The sequence below is a fragment of the Azospirillum endophyticum genome, assembly GCF_016595245.1.
GTDB classification, from domain to species: domain Bacteria; phylum Pseudomonadota; class Alphaproteobacteria; order Azospirillales; family Azospirillaceae; genus Azospirillum; species Azospirillum endophyticum.
The window spans coordinates 91,670-110,676 of sequence record NZ_JAENHM010000088.1; the positions used below are offsets into that span (position 1 = coordinate 91,670).

Below are 19,007 nucleotides of genomic sequence, written 5' to 3' on the forward strand. Positions count from 1 at the left end.
GGGCGTCCTCGCTATTATAGACAACACTATACAAGTATAGGCAACCTGCTGCCAAGAGGGTTGCGGTACAAACTTTCCCTCTCCCGCCCCGGGAGAGGGAGGGGACCCGCCGGAGGCGGGGAGGGTGAGGGGGATGCCAAGAATCCCGAAGCGCATGGTTCCTTGCGCTACCCCTCACCCTTCCCAAGCTTTGCTTGGGCCCCTTCCCTCTCCCGGGGCGGGAGAGGGAGTCTCAAAGGAGACGAACCGATGCCGACCAGCGCGCCGTGGGATTCCCTGTGGATCGACCTGTCCGTTGCCACGATGGGCGAGGCCGACGGCTACGGCGCCATCGCCAATGCGGCGGTGGGCATCAAGGACGGCCGCATCGCCTTCGTCGGCCGCCGCGCCGACCTGACCGATGCGCCGGACGCGCTGGCGACCGAGGTCCATTCGGGGCAGGGCGGCTGGATGACCCCCGGCCTGATCGACTGCCACACCCACCTCGTCCATGGCGGCAACCGTGCCCGCGAGTTCGAGATGCGGTTGAACGGCGCCACCTATGAGGAGATCGCGCGGGCCGGCGGCGGCATCCTGTCCACCGTCACCGCCACCCGCGCCGCCACGGAGGACCAGCTTCTCGCCGCCAGCCTGCCGCGGCTCGATAGCCTGCTGGCCGAGGGCGTGACGACGGTGGAGGTGAAGTCCGGCTATGGCCTCGACACCGAAACCGAGACGCGCATGCTGTGCGTCGCCCGCCGGCTGGCTCAGGTCCGTCCGGTGGAGGTGCGCACCACCTATCTCGGCGCCCACGCCCTGCCGCCGGAGTTCAAGAACGACCCCGACGGCTACATCGACCGCATCTGCGCCGAGACGCTGCCGGCCGTCGCCGAAGCCGGGCTGGCCGATGCGGTAGACGCCTTCTGCGAGGGGATCGGCTTCTCCGTCGCCCAGACCCGCCGGGTGTTCGAGACGGCGAAGCGGCTCGGCCTGCCGGTGAAGCTACATGCCGAACAGCTGAGCAATCTCGGCGGCGCCCGGCTGGTGGCGGAGTTCGGCGGGCTGTCGGCCGACCACATCGAGCATTTGGACGAGGACGGCGTCGTCGCCATGGCCAAGGCCGGCACGGTCGCGGTTCTGCTGCCCGGCGCCTTCTACGCCCTGCGCGAGACCAAGCTGCCGCCGATCGAGCTGCTGCGCCGCCATGGCGTGGCGATGGCGCTGTCCACCGACAACAACCCCGGCACCTCGCCGGTGACCTCGCTGCTGCTGATGCTGTCGATGGGCTGCACCTTCTTCCGCCTGACCCCGGCGGAGGCGCTGGCCGGCATCACCCGCCATGCGGCGAAGGCCCTGGGGCTGGACGACCGCGGCATGATCGCGCCCGGCCTGCGCGCCGACCTGGCGGTCTGGCGCATCGAGCATCCGGCGGAACTCGCCTACGCCATCGGCCTCAACCCCTGCATGGCGGTGGTCAATGGCGGGGTGGTCCGCAAGCCGCGCGTCGAAGCGGAGGTCGCATGAGCGACACCATCTCCACCGCCCAGCCGCGCTACGCCCAGATCAAGGAGGCCATCCGCCGCCGGATCAGCTCCGGCGACTGGCCCGAAGGTTTCCAGATTCCGTCGGAGCACAGGCTGCTGGAGGAATTCTCGGTCAGCCGCATGACGGTCCACCGCGCGCTGCGCGACCTGACCGACGAGGGGCTGCTGACCCGTGTGCAGGGTCTGGGCACCTTCGTCGCCGAACGGCCGCCCAGCACCGACGTGGTGGAACTGCGCAGCATCGCCGACGAGATCGCCGAGCGCGGCAACGTCCACGCCTGCCGGGTGGAGCAATTGCTCGCGGTTGCCGCCGATGCCGGGCTGGCCCGCCGCTTCAACCTGCCGGTCGGGGCGAGGCTGTTCCATTCCATCGTCGTCCACAGCGAAAGCGACGTGCCGGTCCAGCTGGAGGAACGCTGGGTCAACCCGGCGGTGGCGCCCGACTATCTGGACCAGGACTTCACCCGCCAGACACCGGGCGAATACCTGATCCGGCTGGAGTCCTCGCCGCAGGTCGAGCATGTCATCGAAGCGGTGTCGCCGACGGCGGAGATCGCCCGGCTGCTCGACATTCCCGTCACCGAGCCCTGCCTGCGCGTGACCCGCCGCACCTGGGTCGGCGGACGAGTGGTGACGGTGGCGATGCTGGTCCATCCCGGCAGCCGCTACCGGCTGGGCGCGCGATTCCAGTTACCGCCGCCTTAGCAACGTTAGACCCCCACCTAACCTCCCCCGCTGGGCGGGGGAGGGACTGCCGCCACCCTCCCGCATCAGCACTCACTCCCTCCCCCGCGATCGGACCGGCCTTTGGCCGGCCGAGAGCGGGGGAGGGTCGGGGTGGGGGCAAGAGTCAGCACCAAACGCACATCCCTCCCACCAGGAGCCATTCCCCCATGTCATCCCGCCTCGACAACCAGCGCGTCATCCGTGCCCCGCACGGCCCCGAACTGAGCTGCAAGAGCTGGCTCGCCGAGGCGCCGATGCGCATGCTGATGAACAACCTCGACCCCGACGTCGCCGAACGGCCGCAGGAGCTGGTCGTCTATGGCGGCATCGGCCGCGCCGCCCGCGACTGGGAGAGCTTCGACCGCATCGTCTCGGCGCTGAAGACTCTCAACGACGACGAGACCCTGCTGGTCCAGTCGGGCAAGCCGGTCGGCGTCTTCCGCACCCATGCCGACGCGCCGCGCGTGCTGATCGCCAACTCCAACCTGGTGCCGCGCTGGGCGACCTGGGAGCATTTCAACGAGCTGGACCGCAAGGGTCTGGCGATGTACGGCCAGATGACCGCCGGCAGCTGGATCTACATCGGCAGCCAGGGCATCGTGCAGGGCACCTACGAGACCTTCGTCGAGGCCGGGCGCCAGCATTACAACGGCGACCTGAAGGGCAAGTGGATCCTGACCGGCGGCCTCGGCGGCATGGGCGGGGCGCAGCCGCTGGCCGCCACCATGGCCGGCGCCTGCATGCTGGCGGTCGAATGCCGTCCCAGCAGCATCGAGATGCGCATCCGCACCGGCTATCTCGACCGCCACACCGCCGACCTCGACGAGGCGCTGAGCTGGATCGACGAGGCCTGCGCCAAGGGCGAGGCGATCTCCGTCGGCCTGCTCGGCAACGCCGCCGACGTCTTCCCGGAACTGGCGCGCCGCGCCGAAACCGACATCAAGGCCCGGCCGCACATCGTCACCGACCAGACCTCCGCCCATGATCCGGTGAACGGCTACCTGCCGCAGGGCTGGACGCTGGAGGAGTGGGAGACCGCCCGCGAAAGCCAGCCGGCCGCGGTGGCCGCCGCCGCCCGCAAGTCGATGCGGGTGCAGGTGGAGGCGATGCTGGCCTTCCACGCCATGGGCATCCCGACCGTCGATTACGGCAACAACATCCGGCAGATGGCGAAGGAGGAGGGGCTGGAGAACGCCTTCGACTTCCCCGGCTTCGTTCCCGCCTATATCCGTCCGCTGTTCTGCCGCGGCATCGGTCCCTTCCGCTGGGCGGCGCTGTCGGGCGACCCGGAGGACATCCGCAAGACCGACGCCAAGGTGAAGGAGCTGATCCCCGACGATCCGCACCTGCACAACTGGCTCGACATGGCGGCCAAGCGCATCCAGTTCCAGGGTCTGCCGGCGCGCATCTGCTGGGTGGGCCTCGGGCAGCGCCACCGCCTCGGCCTCGCCTTCAACGAGATGGTGAAGTCGGGCGAGCTGAAGGCCCCCATCGTCATCGGCCGCGACCATCTCGACAGCGGCTCGGTCGCCAGCCCGAACCGCGAGACCGAGGCGATGAAGGACGGCACCGACGCCGTGTCGGACTGGCCGCTGCTGAACGCGCTGCTGAACACCGCCAGCGGGGCGACCTGGGTCAGCCTGCACCATGGCGGCGGCGTCGGCATGGGCTTCTCGCAGCATTCGGGCATGGTCATCGTCTGCGACGGCAGCGACGCGGCGGCCAAGCGGCTGGAGCGCGTGCTGTGGAACGACCCGGCCACCGGCGTGATGCGCCATGCCGACGCCGGCTATGACATCGCCATCGACTGCGCCAAGGAGCAGGGGCTGAACCTGCCGTTTTTGAAGTAGGCGGGGAGGGAGGAGAATCTCCCTCTCCCGTCCCGGGAGAGGGAAGGGGCCCAAGCGGAGCTTGGGAAGGGTGAGGGTGGTGCAAGGAACCATGCGCTCCCTGAGTCTTGACCAACCCCTCACCCTCCCCACTTCGTGGGTCCCCTCCCTCTCCCGGGGCGGGAGAGGGCTTTTTCCTCACGCCCCCCGGATCAAATCCGAATACCAGCGCGCGGATTCCTTCGGGATCCGCGCCTGGGTTTTGAAATCGACCCGGACGATGCCGAAGCGGGTGCCATAGCCGCCGCCCCATTCGAAATTGTCCAGCAGCGACCAGACGAAATAGCCGCGCACATCGGCCCCCAGCCGCTTCGCCTCCGCCATCGCGGCGATGTAGGCCTGGAGGTAGGACAGCCGCTCCGCATCGACGACGCGGCCCTTGGCGTCGGGCGTCTCCGCCGCCTTGGTGCCGTAGCCGTTCTCGGTGACGTAGATCGGCAACCGGTAGCGCCGGGTCAGGTCCAGCAGCGTGTCGCGGAAACAGCCGGGATCGTAGGGCCAGTCGATGGCCGTCCGCTTCATCCCCGGCGGCGGCGAGCCGAAGCCGAAGCCCCAGATCAGGCTGTCGTCCCGGCGGCCATAGACCGGGGCGTAATGGTTCAACCCGAACCAGTCCACCGGCCGGGCGATGCGGGCCATGTCGCCGGGCTGGACATAAGGTTCGATGGCCTCGGCGATGCGGCGCGGGTAATGGGCGCGCAGCTGCGCATCGGGGAAGGCGCGGTTCCAATGCTCGTCGAACAGGGCCGCCGCCTCGACATCCTCCGGCCGGTCGGTCTCGGGCCGCATCGGCTGGACGCTGTGCACGGCGCCGATGGAGGCATCCGCCACCAGCGCCCGCAGCACGTCCACCCCGGCGCCATGGGCGAGGTTGACGTGGTGGATCACCTTCAGGTGGGTGGCGCGGTCGGCGATGCTGGGCGCCCCCCAGCCGAAGGCCCAGCCGAACAGGGTGAAGACCGAGAACTCGTTGAAGGTGGCCCAGCGCTTGACCCGGTCGCCATAGCGCCGGGCGCAGAGGGCGGCGTAATCCTCGAACCAGCCGATGCTGTCGCGGGTGGCCCAGCCGCCCAGGTCCTGCAAGGCCTGCGGCAGGTCCCAGTGATAGAGGCAGAGCCAGGGCTCGATCCCCTTTTCCAGCAGCCGGTCGATCAGCCGGTCGTAGAAATCCAGCCCCGCCCCGTTCGGCGCTCCGCGTCCGCGCGGCAGCACCCGCGGCCAGGAGACGGAGAAGCGGTAGGCCTGCAACCCCAGCCCGGCCATCAGATCCACGTCCTGCGGCATCAGGCGGTAGTGGTCGCAGGCGACGTCGCCGCTGTCGCCGTTGTCGACCCGGCCCTTCAGCTTGCAGAAACTGTCCCAGATGCTGGGTGCCCGCCCGTCGGCCTCGGCCCCACCCTCGATCTGATAGGCGGAGGTGGAGGCGCCCCACAGGAAGTTTTTTGGGAAAACCGGACGTTCGGCCATGGCGGATCACCCGAGGAAGGAAGCCGCGAATCCTACCCCTTTCCCGTCCGGGAGGAAGGGGCCTTTCGTCGCTGCGGCGGGGCGCGCAAGGCACCGCCATCCGCCGGGTAATCCGTCACCATATCGCGGTCGACAGGACGGCGCGGCGCTCCTATGGTCACGCCAATTGGACGAGCGATACCAGAAAGGAACGGGCGCATCATGGCGAAGAAGGACGGAGTCAACGGCAAGGGCGGCCAGTTCAGCGGGACCCCGGCCGACCGGCTGGTCCGGCTGTGGCGCAACAACGACGAGCGCTTCGGCGCCCTGCTGGACGAGGTGCTGGACGGTAACCGCCAGGGTGTGATCGAAGCCGCGGTGGGCAAGCTGCGCGAAGAGGAGAGCTACGACTTCATGGACGAGGTCGAGGCCTTCTCCGAGACGGCGCAGAGCACCGACGAGCAGGGCGACCCCACCCTGTCCACCCTGTTCTGGGTGGCGCTGGAGGTCGAGGGCCGGTTGGACCAACCGCCGTCGACCGACGCCATCGAACGCGCGCTCGATTCGGCCGGCCTGCTGGAAAAGGCGGCCGACATGCGGCTGCTGCCGCTGTGGCTGGATCCGGAGCCGCTGTCCTATCTGGAGGCGGCCGACCGCCGCACCCTGCTGCGCCGCCTGATCGAGTCGCCCGAAGCGGCGGAGACCTTCGTGCGCGAGCAGGATCTGGTTGCCGCTCCCGACGACGGCGGTCTCCGCCTGGTCGGCGTCGTCGGTCTGGTGATCGAGGAGGATGCCGAGCAGAACGGCGAGGCGATGCCCGACCCGCTCAATCTCGGCTTCGCCGGCGAGGGCCAGGAGCTGGAGATCGACCCGATCGAGCAGGAGCGTATCCGCCAGTCGATGGTCGCCTTCGCCGAAGCGGTAGCATCCGCCGATCCGCGGGTGAAGCGCTGCGAGCCGGTCGGCGGGCTGAACGACCTGCTGGACTTCACCGCGGAAGGCGTCTGGCCGGACGATGTGGATGCCAATTTCGACGAGGTCAACGACTTCCTCGACATCGCCGGCAACGAGACCGGCGACGGCATCCTCGACGTGACGGTCAGCGGCACGCCGACGGGCATGCAGGTGCTGGCCTACAACTCCGACGGGGTGCTGCTGGACGAACGGATCTTCGATCTGACCGGGGAGCGTGCGGAAGAAGCGGTCGCCCTGATCAAGCGCCGCTGCCGCCGCGTCACCGAGGACTGAGACCGGAGGCGCTTCGTCGGCGGCCGGATACCGCCTCCCGAAGCGCCTCCCTCACTGCATCTCTTCCAGAAGCAGGGGCTTTTCCACCAGCAGGCGGAAACGGCCCCGGCCGGTCTTCTCAATGCGCAGGGAGCCGCAGCGCTCGGACAGCCGGCGTTGCAGCAGGATCAACCGCGCCTCCAGGTTCTCGGCGAAGTCGGGCAGCGGGATGTCGGGCGCCAGCCGCAATTCGCGGTTGGTGAAGTCGGTGCGGCCAAGCGCGGTATGGTCGCGCACCAGCTTCCACAGGATAGCGCCGGCCACCCCCTTGATCAGGTAATCATGGTCGAGGAAGACGCTGTCGTCGGTGGCGTAATGGCGCACGGTGAGCGGTGCGCTGCCGGCGGGCGGCCTGGCGGCCGGGGCTGGTGCATCCTCCACCTCTCCGCCATGCGCTGCCGGCAGGCCGCGCATCAGGACGCCCAGTTGTGCCGCGAGCGTCGCCAGAGCATCCTCGTCGTCATAGGTGAAGCGCATCTCCTGCACGCTCTCGACGAACAGCACGCCGGCCAACGCACCACGGGCGTCGCCCGCCGCATGGGTCAGGATCGGCACCGCCAGCTGGCTGTGCGGCCGCTCCAGCCCGGGGAAGGGAATCTCGCGCAGCGACCCGGCTTCCGTTCCCTCCCGCATCGCCATGCTGTAGGCGACGTCGGTGGTCATGTGGGTGATGCGGATCGGCACCTGTTCGCGCGCCGCCATGCCGATCACCCCGTCGCCGGGCGTCACCTCCCAGCCGATGCCGCTGCCGCGGCCGATGGCCTCGTAGCCCAGGGCCGCCACGGCGAACAGCCGGCCGGTGACGGCGTCGGGCAGCAGGATCAGCGCATGCTCCACCCCGAACAAATCGCGCAGGGCCGCGAAGACGCGGTCGAGCAGGTCCGACAGGTCGGCGCAGCCGTGCAGGCCCTCGCAGGCGCGCCGGACGGCCGACAGCAGGTTTCGCGGCCGCAGGCGCGCGGGCAGGGGGCGCCCGCCGGAAACCGCCTCGATCGCAGTCACCCGGAACAGGTCGGCGCCGCGCAGCCGGAACACCGCCGCCATCCCGACATGGGAGGCGATGCCCGACAGCTTCGCCTTCATGCTTTCGAACAGCGGCCCGTCGGTCTCGGTGCGCAGATAGGCCAGCCGCAGCCGGTATTGCGCCCCGGTGGACGGATCGATGATCTCCAGCTGGGCGTCCGGATTGGCCAGGATGTTGGAGCGCGTCTTGTTGAAGAACTGGTAGGACAAGGCGATGTGGTAGGGATCGACGTAATGGACCTGCGACAGCTGCGAGACGTTGGGCGTGCCGTCCGCCGCCGCGGTGGCGATGGTGCCGGGAATGACGCCCTCCAGGCAGTCGCGGATCGCGTCGAGGGTCAGATCGTTCATGCCGGGATCCGTTCGCCGGCCCGCGGCCCCGGCGTCTGATCGAAGACGGCGGATGGGCGGAGATGCAGCGCCACCAGATCGGCCGGATCGAAGGCCATCACCGCCCGCACGAAGGACTCGGTGAAGCCGATGCCGGTCAATTTGGCGACGAAACCGTCGAGATAGGGGCCGGCCAGCGCAGCCTCTTCCGCCGTCGGAGCGGCCACGACGGCGCCTTCGCCCTTGATCTGCAGCGAGCGGTGGGTGCTGGGTTCGGAAATGACCACGGCCAGCCGGCCGGTCTCGGCGACGGCCGTGACCAGGGCGGCATTGGCGCGCCCGTCGATCAGCACGCTCAGCCGCTCTCCCCCGGCCTTCGTCCGGGCCGCCACGGCTCGCCCGACCAGCGGGCGGCCGGCAGGGTCGCTGGTCGCGACATTGACGCTGAGACTGCGGTCCAGGAAGCGCAGGACCGCAGCATCCAGCCCCGTTTCCTGCCGAAATCCGTCCGGCTCCGCCACGCCCGCCCCTCCGCGTTGCCGACCAGACGTCAGCATAGCAACGGTGCCGGGCCGTCGGCAAACCAACCGATGGACGTCATCCTTCGGCGGTGCGGCGGGATGGGGCCACCTCAGGCCCCGGGCGCCACCACGAAGCAGGCCATGCCGATGGTGACCAGCCCGTTGCAGGCGCTGGCCGCATCCTGCTGCGACAGGCCGGACAGGCGGGCGCGGTAGAGCGGTCCGGTCTGGGTGTCCACCGCCTGCACGATGCGCTGCGAGCGCGACAGCGACGGCACGGAGGTGCGGGCGCGGTCGATCACGCGCTGGCTGTCGTCGGGCGAGCGGAAGGCACCGAGCTGCACCGTCCACACCCCGCCGCCGGCGGTCGCGGCGCCGGCCATCGTCGCCACCGGACGCGGGGCCGGGGCATCGGGGGTGGAGGTGTCGGGAGCCACCACGCGCACCGCCGGCGCCGGGGAGGGCAGGGACGCCACGGCGATCGGCGGCCGGCTCGCCACCGGGCGGCTGTCGGCCGGCGGCGCGTAGGATGGGGCCGGCTTGGAGGGTGCCGAATAGGACGAGGACGGCCGGGCATAGGGCGAACCGTAATCCGGCGGCGAATCGGACGAGGTGGATGGCGGCGCGCTGACCAGCACGATGTCGGCGCCGTTGGGCGCCGGGGTGCGGTTCAGCCGCGGGCCGACCGACGCGATGTAGCGCTTGGTCTCGCCCGGCAGGCCGCGCTTGCCGGCCAGATAGTCGCCGTAGCAGCCCGGACCGCAATTGTAGGCGCCGAGGAAGCCCGGCGCGCCGAAGAGGTTGTACATCTCGCGCAGATAGGCGGTGCCGGCGATGATGTTGTCGTGCGGATCGAAGGGGTCGGAGCCCAGATTGTGCTTGCGCCGCATTTCGTCATAGGTCGCGGGCATCACCTGCATCAGGCCCATGGCGCCGGCCTTGCTGACGATCGGCTGGCCGTTGACGGTGGTGCGCCCACCGCTCTCCTGGCGGATAACCTCGCGGATCCACAGCTCCGGCATGTCGAAGCGCTTGGACGCCTCCGAGACATGGGCGTCGATCTCCGCCGGAGAGGCAACGCGATGTGTGTCGCCGCCGCTGGCGCAGGCGCTCAGCAGGGCAGTCAAGGCGGCGCAGGTCAGCAACGGCTTCAGGCGACGCACGGAACCCCCGGTCATCGTTCAGTTCAATCTTTAGGATAAGCCCGATTTGGAGGTAGCGACATTTGCACATTCCAGGCCCGCCGTAAACCGTCCCAGCTGTGACCTTCGACGCGGCCGGAGAGCGCGGAGGGAGAGGGGCGGGTGAGTCCTTCGGACGGCAAGCGGCCGGACGGGCATCTGCCGTCCGGGGATCAGCTTTCCCGGTCGTCGTCCGGGTCGCGGCGGGTGGCGAGTTCGCGCAGCAGTCGTTCCTTGGCGGTCTTCCGGCTGGGACGGCCGCCACCCCGTCCGAACAGCCCGCCCAGCAGGCCGCCGGGCTTCGGCCCCTCTTCCGGCTCCACCGCTGACTGGGCACGCTCCGCCTCCCGCCGCGCGAGCATGGCGGCACGATCGACCAGCGGGTTGCGCAGCCGGCGCGGCAATGCCTTGAAGGCGAGGTTGGCGCGCTCCAGGTCCGCCAGATCCTCGGTGGAGCGGGCGATGCGCAGCGCCACCCGCAGCAGGTCGAGCCGCCAGGCATCCTCCTGCGCATGCGGCAGCGACTCCGCCGCCGCCAGCAGGGTGTCCAGCCCTTTTCCGGTCAGCGCACTGGTCGATCTCTCGGTGTCCTGGTCCCGTCCCATGCCATCTTCATCGCTGTCGCGCTGAAGGCGGACTTTAGGACGGCTCGACGGGATTTGTCTGCCCCCATGCGGAGATCACACCATTCGGGTGGAGCGTGCATGCCCCAACCCGCCGGGATCAATCGCGAAACGCCACGACGATCATGCGGTCGGAGGCCTTGGCCGGTTTGAAGAACGGCCTCAAGGGCTGGTTCGAGGTGTGGACGCCGGCAAATCCCGTCGGAAAACCATGAGACCTTCTGAACTGCGCGGCGCCTGGAGGAACATCGGTCTGATAGTCGAAATAGGTCAGCTGCCCATTGTCGCGTACCGCCGCGATCCAATGGGCGCCGACGATCTGCCGGAAGTCGCTGTTGTATTTTCCCACCAGAACGAGGAAGTAGGCTCCGTCCGGATATCCGTTCATGAAATGCTCTGCGGCAGGGATCATCAACGGATTGTCCTGCGAGCCGGTCACGGCGATGTTCTGGCAACCGCGTGAGCGGAGATAGCTGACGATTCCATCGACCTGTCCCTGGATGTAGCGGGCGGAGTCGATCTTCGTTCCGTTTCTCCTTTCCTGGTACCGGACGAAGATTTGCGAAACGAATTCGCCGCTGAACGGAGCGTTGACGTTGCCGCCGACGATGGTGTTCAGGTCCTGCATGATGACGCCGTAGCTTTCGTCCATCAGGCCGGCCAGGGCGCAGACGGCGCAATTCGATTCGGCCACCGCTCCGTTCGGCGCGTCGTTGACTGGCATTTCCCGGACTCCATTCGACTTTCGGCTGTGCCGATGCTCTCAAAGCAATGTTCGGTTGGTCAACCACCGCTTCGTTGCGGACCAGGTGAGATCGGGTCGTCATCATTCATGACACAAGCTGTTGCATGGTAGAACAAATAGACACAATTTTATAGATTTTGAAATAAATGGCGTTGGGGGCAGCGTGGCTCCAGGGCAACGCACAGGCCCATCGACGCCGACCATGGATCAGGCATGGAGTATCTGCACGCAAAATGTGCAGTTCGTCCTTGATCAGTGCAGGTTATTGGGAAACAGGACGGAATGGACCTGTGTAATAGTGGAAGCAACCAAGTACATTTAGTATTTTCTTCATAATTTCCGGCCGTAGTTGATCTACCAGCAAGCAGTGACGGTATGGCCCAGTCAGCCTGGCCGATCCTGCGGCCCACTCTGGAGAGCGAGCATGTTCCGCGGAATGAAGATCGGTACCCGTTTGGCGGTCGCTCTGGCCGGAAGCGTCGTGTTGGCGATCGGTGCGACCACGCTCAGCAATCTGTGGCTCAGCCGCCTGCTCGTCGAACATGCGGCGGACAATCAACTGAGGACGTTCCAGGAATTCCTGGATGCGAATGTCTCGAGCGAAGCCCGGCGTGCCCTGACGCTTGCCCAGGGTCTGGCAGGGAACGGCGAAATCCAGGCGGCGTTCGCCGCACAGGACCGCAGTCGTCTGGCGGCCATGCTGGTGCCGGGTTTCAAGGACCTCAAGGAACAGCATGGCGTCACCCAGATGCAGTTCCACACGCCGTCCTCGGCCTCCTTCCTGCGCGTCCATCGTCCGGAGAAGTTCGGGGACGACCTGTCCTCGTTCCGCTTCACGGTCGTCGAGGTGAACAAGACCCGCAAGCCGGTCTTCGGGCTGGAGAATGGGGTGGAGGGCCTCGGCATCCGCGGCGTCGTGCCGATGACGAGCCAGGGGACCCACATCGGCTCCTTCGAGGTCGGCCTGTCCTTCGGCAAACCTTTCTTCGAGGCCTTCAACAAGGAGACCGGAGCCGAGGTCGCCTTCCACATCGCAAAGGACGGTGGCTTCGAAACCTTCGCCTCGACCTTCCGCGAGGCGCCCCCCGTCGGACAGGATCTGATGAAGCAGGCCCTGCTTGGTGAATCGGAAGTGCAGACATACCAGCTCGGCGGCATCAGCTACGCCCTGCGGCTCGCTCCGGTGCGGGACTATCGCGGCACCGCGATCGGCTTCTACACCATCGCCATGGATCGGAGCGCATTCGACGCGCAGATCGCGCAGGCGCGGAGCTCGGCGATCCTGATCGGAGTAGCGGTGCTCGCGATGGCGCTTTGCGTCGCTTGGCTGGTGAACCGGGGAATCGCCCGCCCCATCCAGGCGATGACCGTCTCGATGGGCGACCTCGCCAAGGGGAACACCGACATCCGCGTGTCCGGGATCGGGCGCCGCGACGAGATCGGCGCCATGGCGGATGCGCTGGAGGTGTTCCGCCGCGGCATGATCGAAACCGAGGCGCTGCGGACCGAGCAGGAGCTTTTGAAGCAGCGCGGCCAGGAGGAGCGGCGGGCGGCGATGCTCGGCCTTGCCGACCGCTTCGAGGAGAGGATCGGCCGGCTGGTCGGGGCCCTGTCGTCGGCGGCCACCGAGATGGAGGCGTCCGCCGGGTCGATGTCGTCGACCGCGGAGCAGACGAACCGGCAATCCGCGGCGGTGGCCGCGGCCTCCGAGCAGACCTCCGCCAATGTCCAGACGGTGGCGGCGGCGACCGAGGAACTTGCCGCCTCCATCACCGAGATCGGCAGCCAGGCGTCGCAGTCGCAAGGCGTCGCGGGCAAGGCGGTGACCGATGCGCGGCAGACCGACGAGGCCGTGCGCAAGCTGGCCGACAGTGCCAAGCGGATCGGGCAGGTGGTGGACCTGATCCAGGACATCGCGAGCCAGACCAACCTGCTGGCGCTGAACGCCACGATCGAGGCGGCGCGGGCCGGCGAGGCCGGGAAGGGCTTCGCCGTCGTGGCGTCCGAGGTCAAGGTGCTCGCCACCCAGACCGCGCGGGCGACGGAAGAGATCAGGCAGCAGATCTCCCAGATGCAGCAGGACTCGAACGGCGCCGTCGACGCCATCAAGGGGATCGGCGGCGTGATCGGCGAGATCAGCGAGATCGCTGCGGCGATCGCGGCGGCGGTCGAAGAGCAGGGCACCGCCACGCAGGAGATCTCGCGCAACGTCCAGCAGGCGGCCGTCGGGACCCAGGAGGTCTCCTCTCACATCGTCGGTGTCCGCGAGGCCGCCAACGAGACCGGGTCGGCGGCGACCGAGGTTCTCGGCGCCGCCCGTGAACTGTCGCACCAGGCGGAGGTCCTGGCGGACGAGGTCAGGGGCTTCCTCGACAGCGTCCGGGCGGCATGACGGCGGGCGGCAAGCCGTTGGAATAAGAACGGTCCTCTCCCCATGCCGGGAAGAGGACCGTAGGTGTATCGGGAATATGCGCGGCTGGATGCCGGCAATCATGCCGCGCCGCTGGATGCGGCCTCCCGATCCGGCCCCTCCGCGAACCCGCGGAAGGGCCGGCAACACCATCTCACAGGCGTGTCATTCGGCGGCCTGCGCCACGCTCAGGCCCAGGCGATTGGCCACGCCCTCGCCATAGGCCGGGTCGGCGGCCAGGAAGTGTTTCAGCTGGCGCTGCTGGATGTGCAGCGGGGCGTTGCGCAGGCTGCCGGCGATGTTGTCCATCAGCCGGTCCTGGGCTTGCCCGCCGATCAGGCGGAACAGGGCTCCGGCCTGGGCGTAGTGGTCGTTGCCTTCGCGGTGGTCGTAGTGGGCGGCGTCGCCGCTGATGCGCAGCGGCGGCTCGCTCGGCACCCCGGTCTGGGTCGGGCCCCCGAAGCTGTTCGGCTCGTAGTTCGGCCGGCCACCGCCATTGCCGTCCACCCGCATGGCGCCGTCGCGCTGGTAGTTGTGGACCGGGCTGCCCTGCGGCTTGTTCACCGGGATCTGGTCGTAGTTGCCGCCCAGCCGGTAGCGGTGGGCGTCGGCATAGGCGAAGAGCCGGCCCTGCAGCATCTTGTCGGGGCTGAAGGAGACGCCGGGCACGACGCTGGCCGGGCTGAAGGCGGCCTGTTCGGTCTCCGCGAAGAAGTTCTGCGGATTGCGGTTCAGCACCAGCTCGCCGATCTCGATCAGCGGGTAGTCGGCATGCGGCCAGACCTTGGTCAGGTCGAACGGGTTGAGGCGGTAGCCGTCGGCCTCGGCCTCCGGCATGATCTGCACCGAGACGGTCCAGGCCGGGAAATCGCCGTCCTCGATGGACGCATAGAGGTCGCGGGTGGCGTGGTCGGGGTCGATGCCGCTCATGGTTTCCGCCTGCTCGGCGGTCAGGTTCTGGATGCCCTGGCGGGTCTTGAAGTGGTACTTGACCCAGAAGCGCTCGTTCGCCGCGTTGATCCACGAGAAGGTGTGGCTGCCGAAGCCGTCCATGTGGCGATAGCCGCGCGGGGTGCCGCGGTCGCTGAACAGGATGGTCAGCTGGTGCATCGTCTCCGGCGACAGCGAGAAGAAGTCCCACATCGCGGTGGGGTCCTTCAGGTTGGTCGCCGGGTTGCGCTTCTGGGTGTGGATGAAGTCGGGGAACTTCAGCGGATCGCGCAGGAAGAAGACCGGCGTGTTGTTGCCGACCAGGTCGTAGTTGCCTTCCTCGGTATAGAACTTGACGGCGAAGCCGCGCGGATCGCGGGCGGCATCGGCGGAGCCCTTCTCGCCGCCGACGGTGGAAAAGCGCAGGAAGACGCCGGTCTCCTTGCCCATGGTCGACAGGAAGGCGGCCTTCGTCCATTGCGTCACGTCGCGGGTGACGCGGAAGGTGCCGTAGGCGCCGGCGCCCTTGGCGTGGACCACGCGCTCGGGAATGCGTTCGCGGTTGAAGTGGGCCAGCTTCTCGATCAGGTGGAAGTCCTGGAGCAGCAGCGGACCACGCGGCCCGGCGCTCAGCGAATTCTGGTTGTCGGGAACGGGCTGGCCGAAGCTGGTGGTCAGGGTGCTCATCGGGGTCATCCTCTCGAAGGCGGTGTCGTTCGACGTGGTGTCATTGTCTCGCCTCTGGTTATCCGGCGTCTTGAACGATATATCCAAGACATAGAAGGAAATGGACCAATAGGCGTCGTCTATGAATCTCTCCGGCCTGTCCCTGCGTGACCTGGAATATGTCGTCGCCGTCGCCGAGCTGCGCCATTTCGGCCGTGCCGCCGAACGCTGCGCCGTCAGCCAGCCTTCGCTGAGCGCCCAGATCCGGAAGCTGGAGGAGGCGCTCGGCCTCTCGCTGTTCGAGCGGACCAGCCGCAAAGTGCTGCTGACCCCGCGTGGCGAGGCCGTGGTGGCGCAGGCCCGCACCGTGCTGGAGGAGGCGCGGCGCCTGCTGGCGCTGGCCGACGGATCCGAGGGGGCGCTGACCGGGCGGCTGCGGCTGGCGGCGATCCACACGCTCGGCCCCTACCTGTTTCCCCACATCCTGCCGCCGCTGCGCAAGGCCTGGCCCGAGCTGACCCTGATCCTGTCGGAGGGCCGCACCGACAGCCTGCTGGAGGATTTGCGCGACGGCCGGCTCGACGCCGTGCTGCTCGCCCTGCCGGTGGAGACCGACGGGCTGGTCGCCGAGCCGCTGTTCTTCGAACCCTTCCTGCTCGCCCATCCTGCCGGCCATCGCCTCGGCTCGGCTCCCCACCTGTCGCTGGCGGATCTGGATCCGTCGGAGCTTCTGCTGCTGGAGGAGGGACATTGCCTGCGCGATCAGGCGCTGGCCGCCTGCGGTCTGAGTGCGCGGGGTGGCGGCGTCCACGCCACCGGGCTGGAGACGCTGCGCCACATGGTGGCGGCCGGCGCCGGCTGCACGCTGATGCCGCTGCTGGCGGCCATGGGACAGGATGGCGCGGGACAGGACCGCCGGACCGTCGGCGTCGGCGGGCTGGTGGAGTATCGGCCCTTCGATACCCCCGGCAATGGCGTCCGCCCGCCTGGCCGGACCGTCGGTCTGGTCCGGCGGGCCAGCGACCCGCGCGCCCGCGGCCTGCGCGATCTGGCGGACCTGCTGCGCCGCGATCCGCCGCCGGGCACGGAAGCCGTCCTATTCCAAAGAGACGAGTGACGGGGGAAGGAACAAGCGCCCATCGGCCGGGTTGAAGGCACGGCCCATGCTCCTCACTGTCCAGAGGAACGGGTGCGACTTTCGATCCAGGCGGAGAAACGGGCGATCATGGCAAATATCCTGAGGCAGGCAACACGGCTCGGTGAAGGTTTGCCCTTTCCGCTGGGCGCGACATGGGATGGGCTCGGCGTCAACTTCGCCTTGTTTTCCGCCAACGCGACCAAGGTCGAACTGTGTCTGTTCGATGAAAACACCGAGGAGGAGCTTGAGCGCATCGAGCTTCCCGAATTCACCAACGAGATCTGGCACGGCTACCTGCCCGACGCCCGCCCCGGCCTGCTCTACGGCTACCGGGTCCATGGGCCGTACGAGCCCGAGAACGGCCACCGCTTCAACGCGAACAAGCTGCTGCTCGACCCCTACGCCAAGGAGCTGGTCGGCGAGATCCGCTGGAACCCGGCCCATTTCGGTTATGTGATGGAATCGGGCGACGACCTGACCTTCGACGAGCGCGACAGCGCGCCCTTCATGCCGAAATGCAAGGTGATCGACCCCGCCTTCACCTGGGGCCGCGACCACAAGCCGGGCATCGCCTGGGACCGCACCATCTTCTACGAAACCCATGTGAAGGGCTTCACCAAGCTGCACCCGGCGGTGCCCGACAGCCTGCGCGGCACCTATGGCGGTCTGGCGGTGAAGGAGGTGGTCGACTACATCAGCTCGCTCGGCGTCACCTCGGTCGAACTGCTGCCGGTCCACGCCTTCGTCCAGGACCAGCATCTGGTCGACAAGAATCTCGCCAACTACTGGGGCTACAACTCCATCGGCTTCTTCGCGCCCGAACCGCGCTATGCCGCGTCCGGGAACGCCATCAAGGAATTCAAGGAGATGGTCGCCCATCTCCACAATGGCGGGCTGGAGGTGATCCTCGACGTCGTCTACAACCACACCGCCGAGGGCAACGAACGCGGGCCCACCCTGTCCTTCAAGGGCATCGACAACGCCTCCTACTACCGCCTGCTCCCGGACCAGAAGCGCTACTACATCAACGAGACGGGGACCGGGAACACCGTCAACCTCAGCCATCCGCGCGTGCTGCAGATGGTCACCGACAGCCTGCGCTACTGGGCGACGGAGATGCATGTCGACGGCTTCCGCTTCGACCTCGCCACCATCCTCGGCCGCGAGCCCTACGGCTTCGACGAGGGCGGCGGCTTCCTCGACAGCTGCCTGCAGGACCCGATCCTCAACAGCGTCAAGCTGATCGCCGAGCCGTGGGACTGCGGTCCCGGCGGCTATCAGGTCGGCAACTTCCCGCCGGGCTGGGCGGAGTGGAACGACAAGTTCCGCGACACCGTCCGCGCCTTCTGGAAGGGCGACGAGGGCAAGCTGCCGGAGGTGGCGCCGCGGCTGTGCGGTTCGGCCGACGTCTTCAACAAGCGCGGGCGCAAGCCCTGGGCCAGCGTGAACTTCATCACCGCCCATGACGGCTATACGCTGAACGACCTCGTCTCCTACAACGACAAGCACAACGAGGCGAACGGCGAAGGCAACAACGACGGCCATTCCCACAACCTGTCCTGGAACCACGGGGCCGAGGGACCGACCGACGACCCGGAGATCAAGGCCCTGCGCGAACGGCAGAAGCGCAACCTGCTGGCGACGCTGCTGCTGTCGCAGGGATCGCCGATGCTGCTGGCCGGCGACGAGTTCGGCAACACCCAGCACGGCAACAACAACGCCTATTGCCAGGACAACGAGACGGCCTGGCTGAATTGGGACGACATCGACGAGGACGGCCAGTCGCTGATCGAGTTCGTCCGCCGCGTGGTGGCGGTGCGCCAGTCCTTCCCCATGCTGCGCCGCGGCCGTTTCCTGTCGGGCGAATACAATGCCGAATTCGAGGTCAAGGACGTCACTTGGCTGACCCCCGGCGGCGACGAGATGGAGGAGGGCAACTGGCACGACGGCAACGCCCGCTGCCTGGGCATGCTGCTGGACGGCCGCGCCCAGGCCAGCGGCATCAAGCGCCCGGCGATGGACGCCACCCTGCTTCTGGTGATCAATTCGCACCATGACGTGGTGGAGTTCACCCTGCCGGAGGTGACCGGCGGCAGCGTCTGGCGCTGTCTGCTCGACACCAACCTGCCCGATCCGGACGAGGTGCCGCGCGTCAACACCGGCGAGGGCTATATGGTGACCGGCCGTTCGCTGCTGCTGCTGGCGCTGGAACCGGACGGCAAGACCTCCTTCGCACTCCGCCGCGCCGCCCGCGCGCTGCGCAATGTCGCCGAAAGCCCGACCGCGGTGTCGTCCTACGGCGAGGAGAGTGCCGAGGTGGAGAAGCCGGTGGAGACGAAGGAACCGGTCGAGGTGGAAGCCGTTGCGGAGCCCGCGCCGGCGAAGAGCGAAGCTTCCGCGAAGAAGCTCACCTGACCCGACGCCACAATTCCCTCTCCCGTCCCGGGAGAGGGAAGGGGCCCACCGCGAAGCGGTGGGAAGGGTGAGGGGTGATCCAAGGAACCATGCGCTGCTGGATTATCGGATCGCCCCTCACCCTCCCGCCTTCGGCGGGTCCCTCCCTCTCCCG

Annotated in this window: 14 protein-coding genes; 7 read left to right on the plus strand and 7 right to left on the minus strand. The window is 68.0% G+C overall.

Annotated features, from left to right (window positions below):
- Positions 1 to 249: 249 nt before the first annotated feature.
- The 3 genes from hutI to hutU all read left to right on the plus strand — a co-directional run bounded on the left by hutI (position 250) and on the right by hutU (position 4,099).
- Positions 250 to 1,503, plus strand: coding sequence for an imidazolonepropionase (gene hutI / locus JHL17_RS34945; protein ID WP_200199258.1), 1,254 nt, complete (start codon positions 250 to 252; stop codon positions 1,501 to 1,503).
- Positions 1,500 to 2,228, plus strand: a complete 729-nt coding sequence (gene hutC, locus JHL17_RS34950) for a histidine utilization transcriptional repressor HutC (RefSeq protein WP_200199259.1) — start codon at positions 1,500 to 1,502, stop codon at positions 2,226 to 2,228. The genes hutI and hutC overlap by 4 nt, the downstream gene beginning before the upstream one ends.
- 188 nt (positions 2,229 to 2,416) lie before the next feature.
- Positions 2,417 to 4,099 carry a urocanate hydratase gene (gene hutU / locus JHL17_RS34955; protein WP_200199260.1) on the plus strand — a complete coding sequence of 561 codons (1,683 nt, stop codon included), beginning with the start codon at positions 2,417 to 2,419 and terminating at the stop codon, positions 4,097 to 4,099.
- 177 nt (positions 4,100 to 4,276) lie between these two features.
- Here the strand turns inward: hutU and JHL17_RS34960 are convergent, their stop codons facing one another.
- The gene (locus tag JHL17_RS34960; protein WP_200199261.1) at positions 4,277 to 5,605 is read right to left on the minus strand and encodes a GH1 family beta-glucosidase; all 1,329 of its coding nucleotides are present in this window, start codon (positions 5,603 to 5,605) and stop codon (positions 4,277 to 4,279) included.
- Between the two features lie 201 nt (positions 5,606 to 5,806).
- Here JHL17_RS34960 and JHL17_RS34965 point away from each other — a divergent pair, with 201 nt between their 5' ends.
- A complete protein-coding gene (locus tag JHL17_RS34965; RefSeq protein ID WP_200199262.1) occupies positions 5,807 to 6,832 on the plus strand; it encodes a hypothetical protein in 1,026 nt (341 codons plus the stop codon).
- A gap of 51 nt (positions 6,833 to 6,883) precedes the next feature.
- Here JHL17_RS34965 and JHL17_RS34970 read toward each other — a convergent pair whose 3' ends face one another.
- The 5 genes from JHL17_RS34970 to JHL17_RS34990 all read right to left on the minus strand — a co-directional run bounded on the left by JHL17_RS34970 (position 6,884) and on the right by JHL17_RS34990 (position 11,201).
- Entirely contained in the window at positions 6,884 to 8,245 is a 1,362-nt protein-coding gene (locus tag JHL17_RS34970) for a GAF domain-containing protein (protein ID WP_200199263.1), read from the minus strand.
- Positions 8,242 to 8,745 (minus strand): pyridoxamine 5'-phosphate oxidase family protein, encoded by a 504-nt coding sequence (locus JHL17_RS34975; RefSeq protein WP_200199264.1) that lies wholly within the window; start codon positions 8,743 to 8,745, stop codon positions 8,242 to 8,244. The genes JHL17_RS34970 and JHL17_RS34975 overlap by 4 nt, the downstream gene beginning before the upstream one ends.
- Positions 8,746 to 8,855: 110 nt before the next feature.
- The gene (locus tag JHL17_RS34980) at positions 8,856 to 9,923 is read right to left on the minus strand and encodes a transglycosylase SLT domain-containing protein (protein WP_200199265.1); all 1,068 of its coding nucleotides are present in this window, start codon (positions 9,921 to 9,923) and stop codon (positions 8,856 to 8,858) included.
- 176 nt (positions 9,924 to 10,099) lie between these two features.
- On the minus strand, positions 10,100 to 10,531 hold the full coding sequence (locus JHL17_RS34985; RefSeq protein ID WP_200199266.1) for a hypothetical protein: 432 nt from the start codon (positions 10,529 to 10,531) through the stop codon (positions 10,100 to 10,102).
- Between the two features lie 118 nt (positions 10,532 to 10,649).
- Positions 10,650 to 11,201: a hypothetical protein gene (locus JHL17_RS34990; protein ID WP_200199267.1), complete on the minus strand. Its 552-nt coding sequence runs from the start codon at positions 11,199 to 11,201 to the stop codon at positions 10,650 to 10,652.
- Between the two features lie 517 nt (positions 11,202 to 11,718).
- Between JHL17_RS34990 and JHL17_RS34995 the strand changes: the two genes are divergently transcribed.
- Positions 11,719 to 13,686 carry a methyl-accepting chemotaxis protein gene (locus tag JHL17_RS34995; RefSeq protein ID WP_200199268.1) on the plus strand — a complete coding sequence of 656 codons (1,968 nt, stop codon included), beginning with the start codon at positions 11,719 to 11,721 and terminating at the stop codon, positions 13,684 to 13,686.
- Positions 13,687 to 13,869: 183 nt separating this feature from the next.
- Here the strand turns inward: JHL17_RS34995 and JHL17_RS35000 are convergent, their stop codons facing one another.
- Positions 13,870 to 15,321, minus strand: a complete 1,452-nt coding sequence (locus JHL17_RS35000) for a catalase (protein ID WP_282189404.1) — start codon at positions 15,319 to 15,321, stop codon at positions 13,870 to 13,872.
- A gap of 121 nt (positions 15,322 to 15,442) precedes the next feature.
- Here JHL17_RS35000 and JHL17_RS35005 point away from each other — a divergent pair, with 121 nt between their 5' ends.
- On the plus strand, positions 15,443 to 16,417 hold the full coding sequence (locus JHL17_RS35005; protein ID WP_200199270.1) for a LysR substrate-binding domain-containing protein: 975 nt from the start codon (positions 15,443 to 15,445) through the stop codon (positions 16,415 to 16,417).
- A 108-nt stretch (positions 16,418 to 16,525) separates the two neighbouring features.
- Positions 16,526 to 18,853 (plus strand): glycogen debranching protein GlgX, encoded by a 2,328-nt coding sequence (gene glgX / locus JHL17_RS35010; RefSeq protein ID WP_200199271.1) that lies wholly within the window; start codon positions 16,526 to 16,528, stop codon positions 18,851 to 18,853.
- Positions 18,854 to 19,007 lie beyond the last annotated feature (154 nt).

Bases quoted from the DNA above. Each gene is read 5' to 3' on its own strand.
- glgX (WP_200199271.1), top strand. From the start codon at position 16,526: ATGGCAAATATCCTGAGGCAGGCAACACGGCTCGGTGAAGGTTTGCCC.
- JHL17_RS35000 (WP_282189404.1), bottom strand. From the start codon at position 15,321: ATGAGCACCCTGACCACCAGCTTCGGCCAGCCCGTTCCCGACAACCAG.
- JHL17_RS34995 (WP_200199268.1), top strand. From the start codon at position 11,719: ATGTTCCGCGGAATGAAGATCGGTACCCGTTTGGCGGTCGCTCTGGCC.
- JHL17_RS34965 (WP_200199262.1), top strand. From the start codon at position 5,807: ATGGCGAAGAAGGACGGAGTCAACGGCAAGGGCGGCCAGTTCAGCGGG.
- JHL17_RS34970 (WP_200199263.1), bottom strand. From the start codon at position 8,245: ATGAACGATCTGACCCTCGACGCGATCCGCGACTGCCTGGAGGGCGTC.
- JHL17_RS34990 (WP_200199267.1), bottom strand. From the start codon at position 11,201: ATGGACGAAAGCTACGGCGTCATCATGCAGGACCTGAACACCATCGTC.
- hutU (WP_200199260.1), top strand. From the start codon at position 2,417: ATGTCATCCCGCCTCGACAACCAGCGCGTCATCCGTGCCCCGCACGGC.
- JHL17_RS35005 (WP_200199270.1), top strand. From the start codon at position 15,443: ATGAATCTCTCCGGCCTGTCCCTGCGTGACCTGGAATATGTCGTCGCC.
- hutC (WP_200199259.1), top strand. From the start codon at position 1,500: ATGAGCGACACCATCTCCACCGCCCAGCCGCGCTACGCCCAGATCAAG.
- JHL17_RS34985 (WP_200199266.1), bottom strand. From the start codon at position 10,531: ATGGGACGGGACCAGGACACCGAGAGATCGACCAGTGCGCTGACCGGA.
- JHL17_RS34980 (WP_200199265.1), bottom strand. From the start codon at position 9,923: ATGACCGGGGGTTCCGTGCGTCGCCTGAAGCCGTTGCTGACCTGCGCC.
- JHL17_RS34960 (WP_200199261.1), bottom strand. From the start codon at position 5,605: ATGGCCGAACGTCCGGTTTTCCCAAAAAACTTCCTGTGGGGCGCCTCC.
- hutI (WP_200199258.1), top strand. From the start codon at position 250: ATGCCGACCAGCGCGCCGTGGGATTCCCTGTGGATCGACCTGTCCGTT.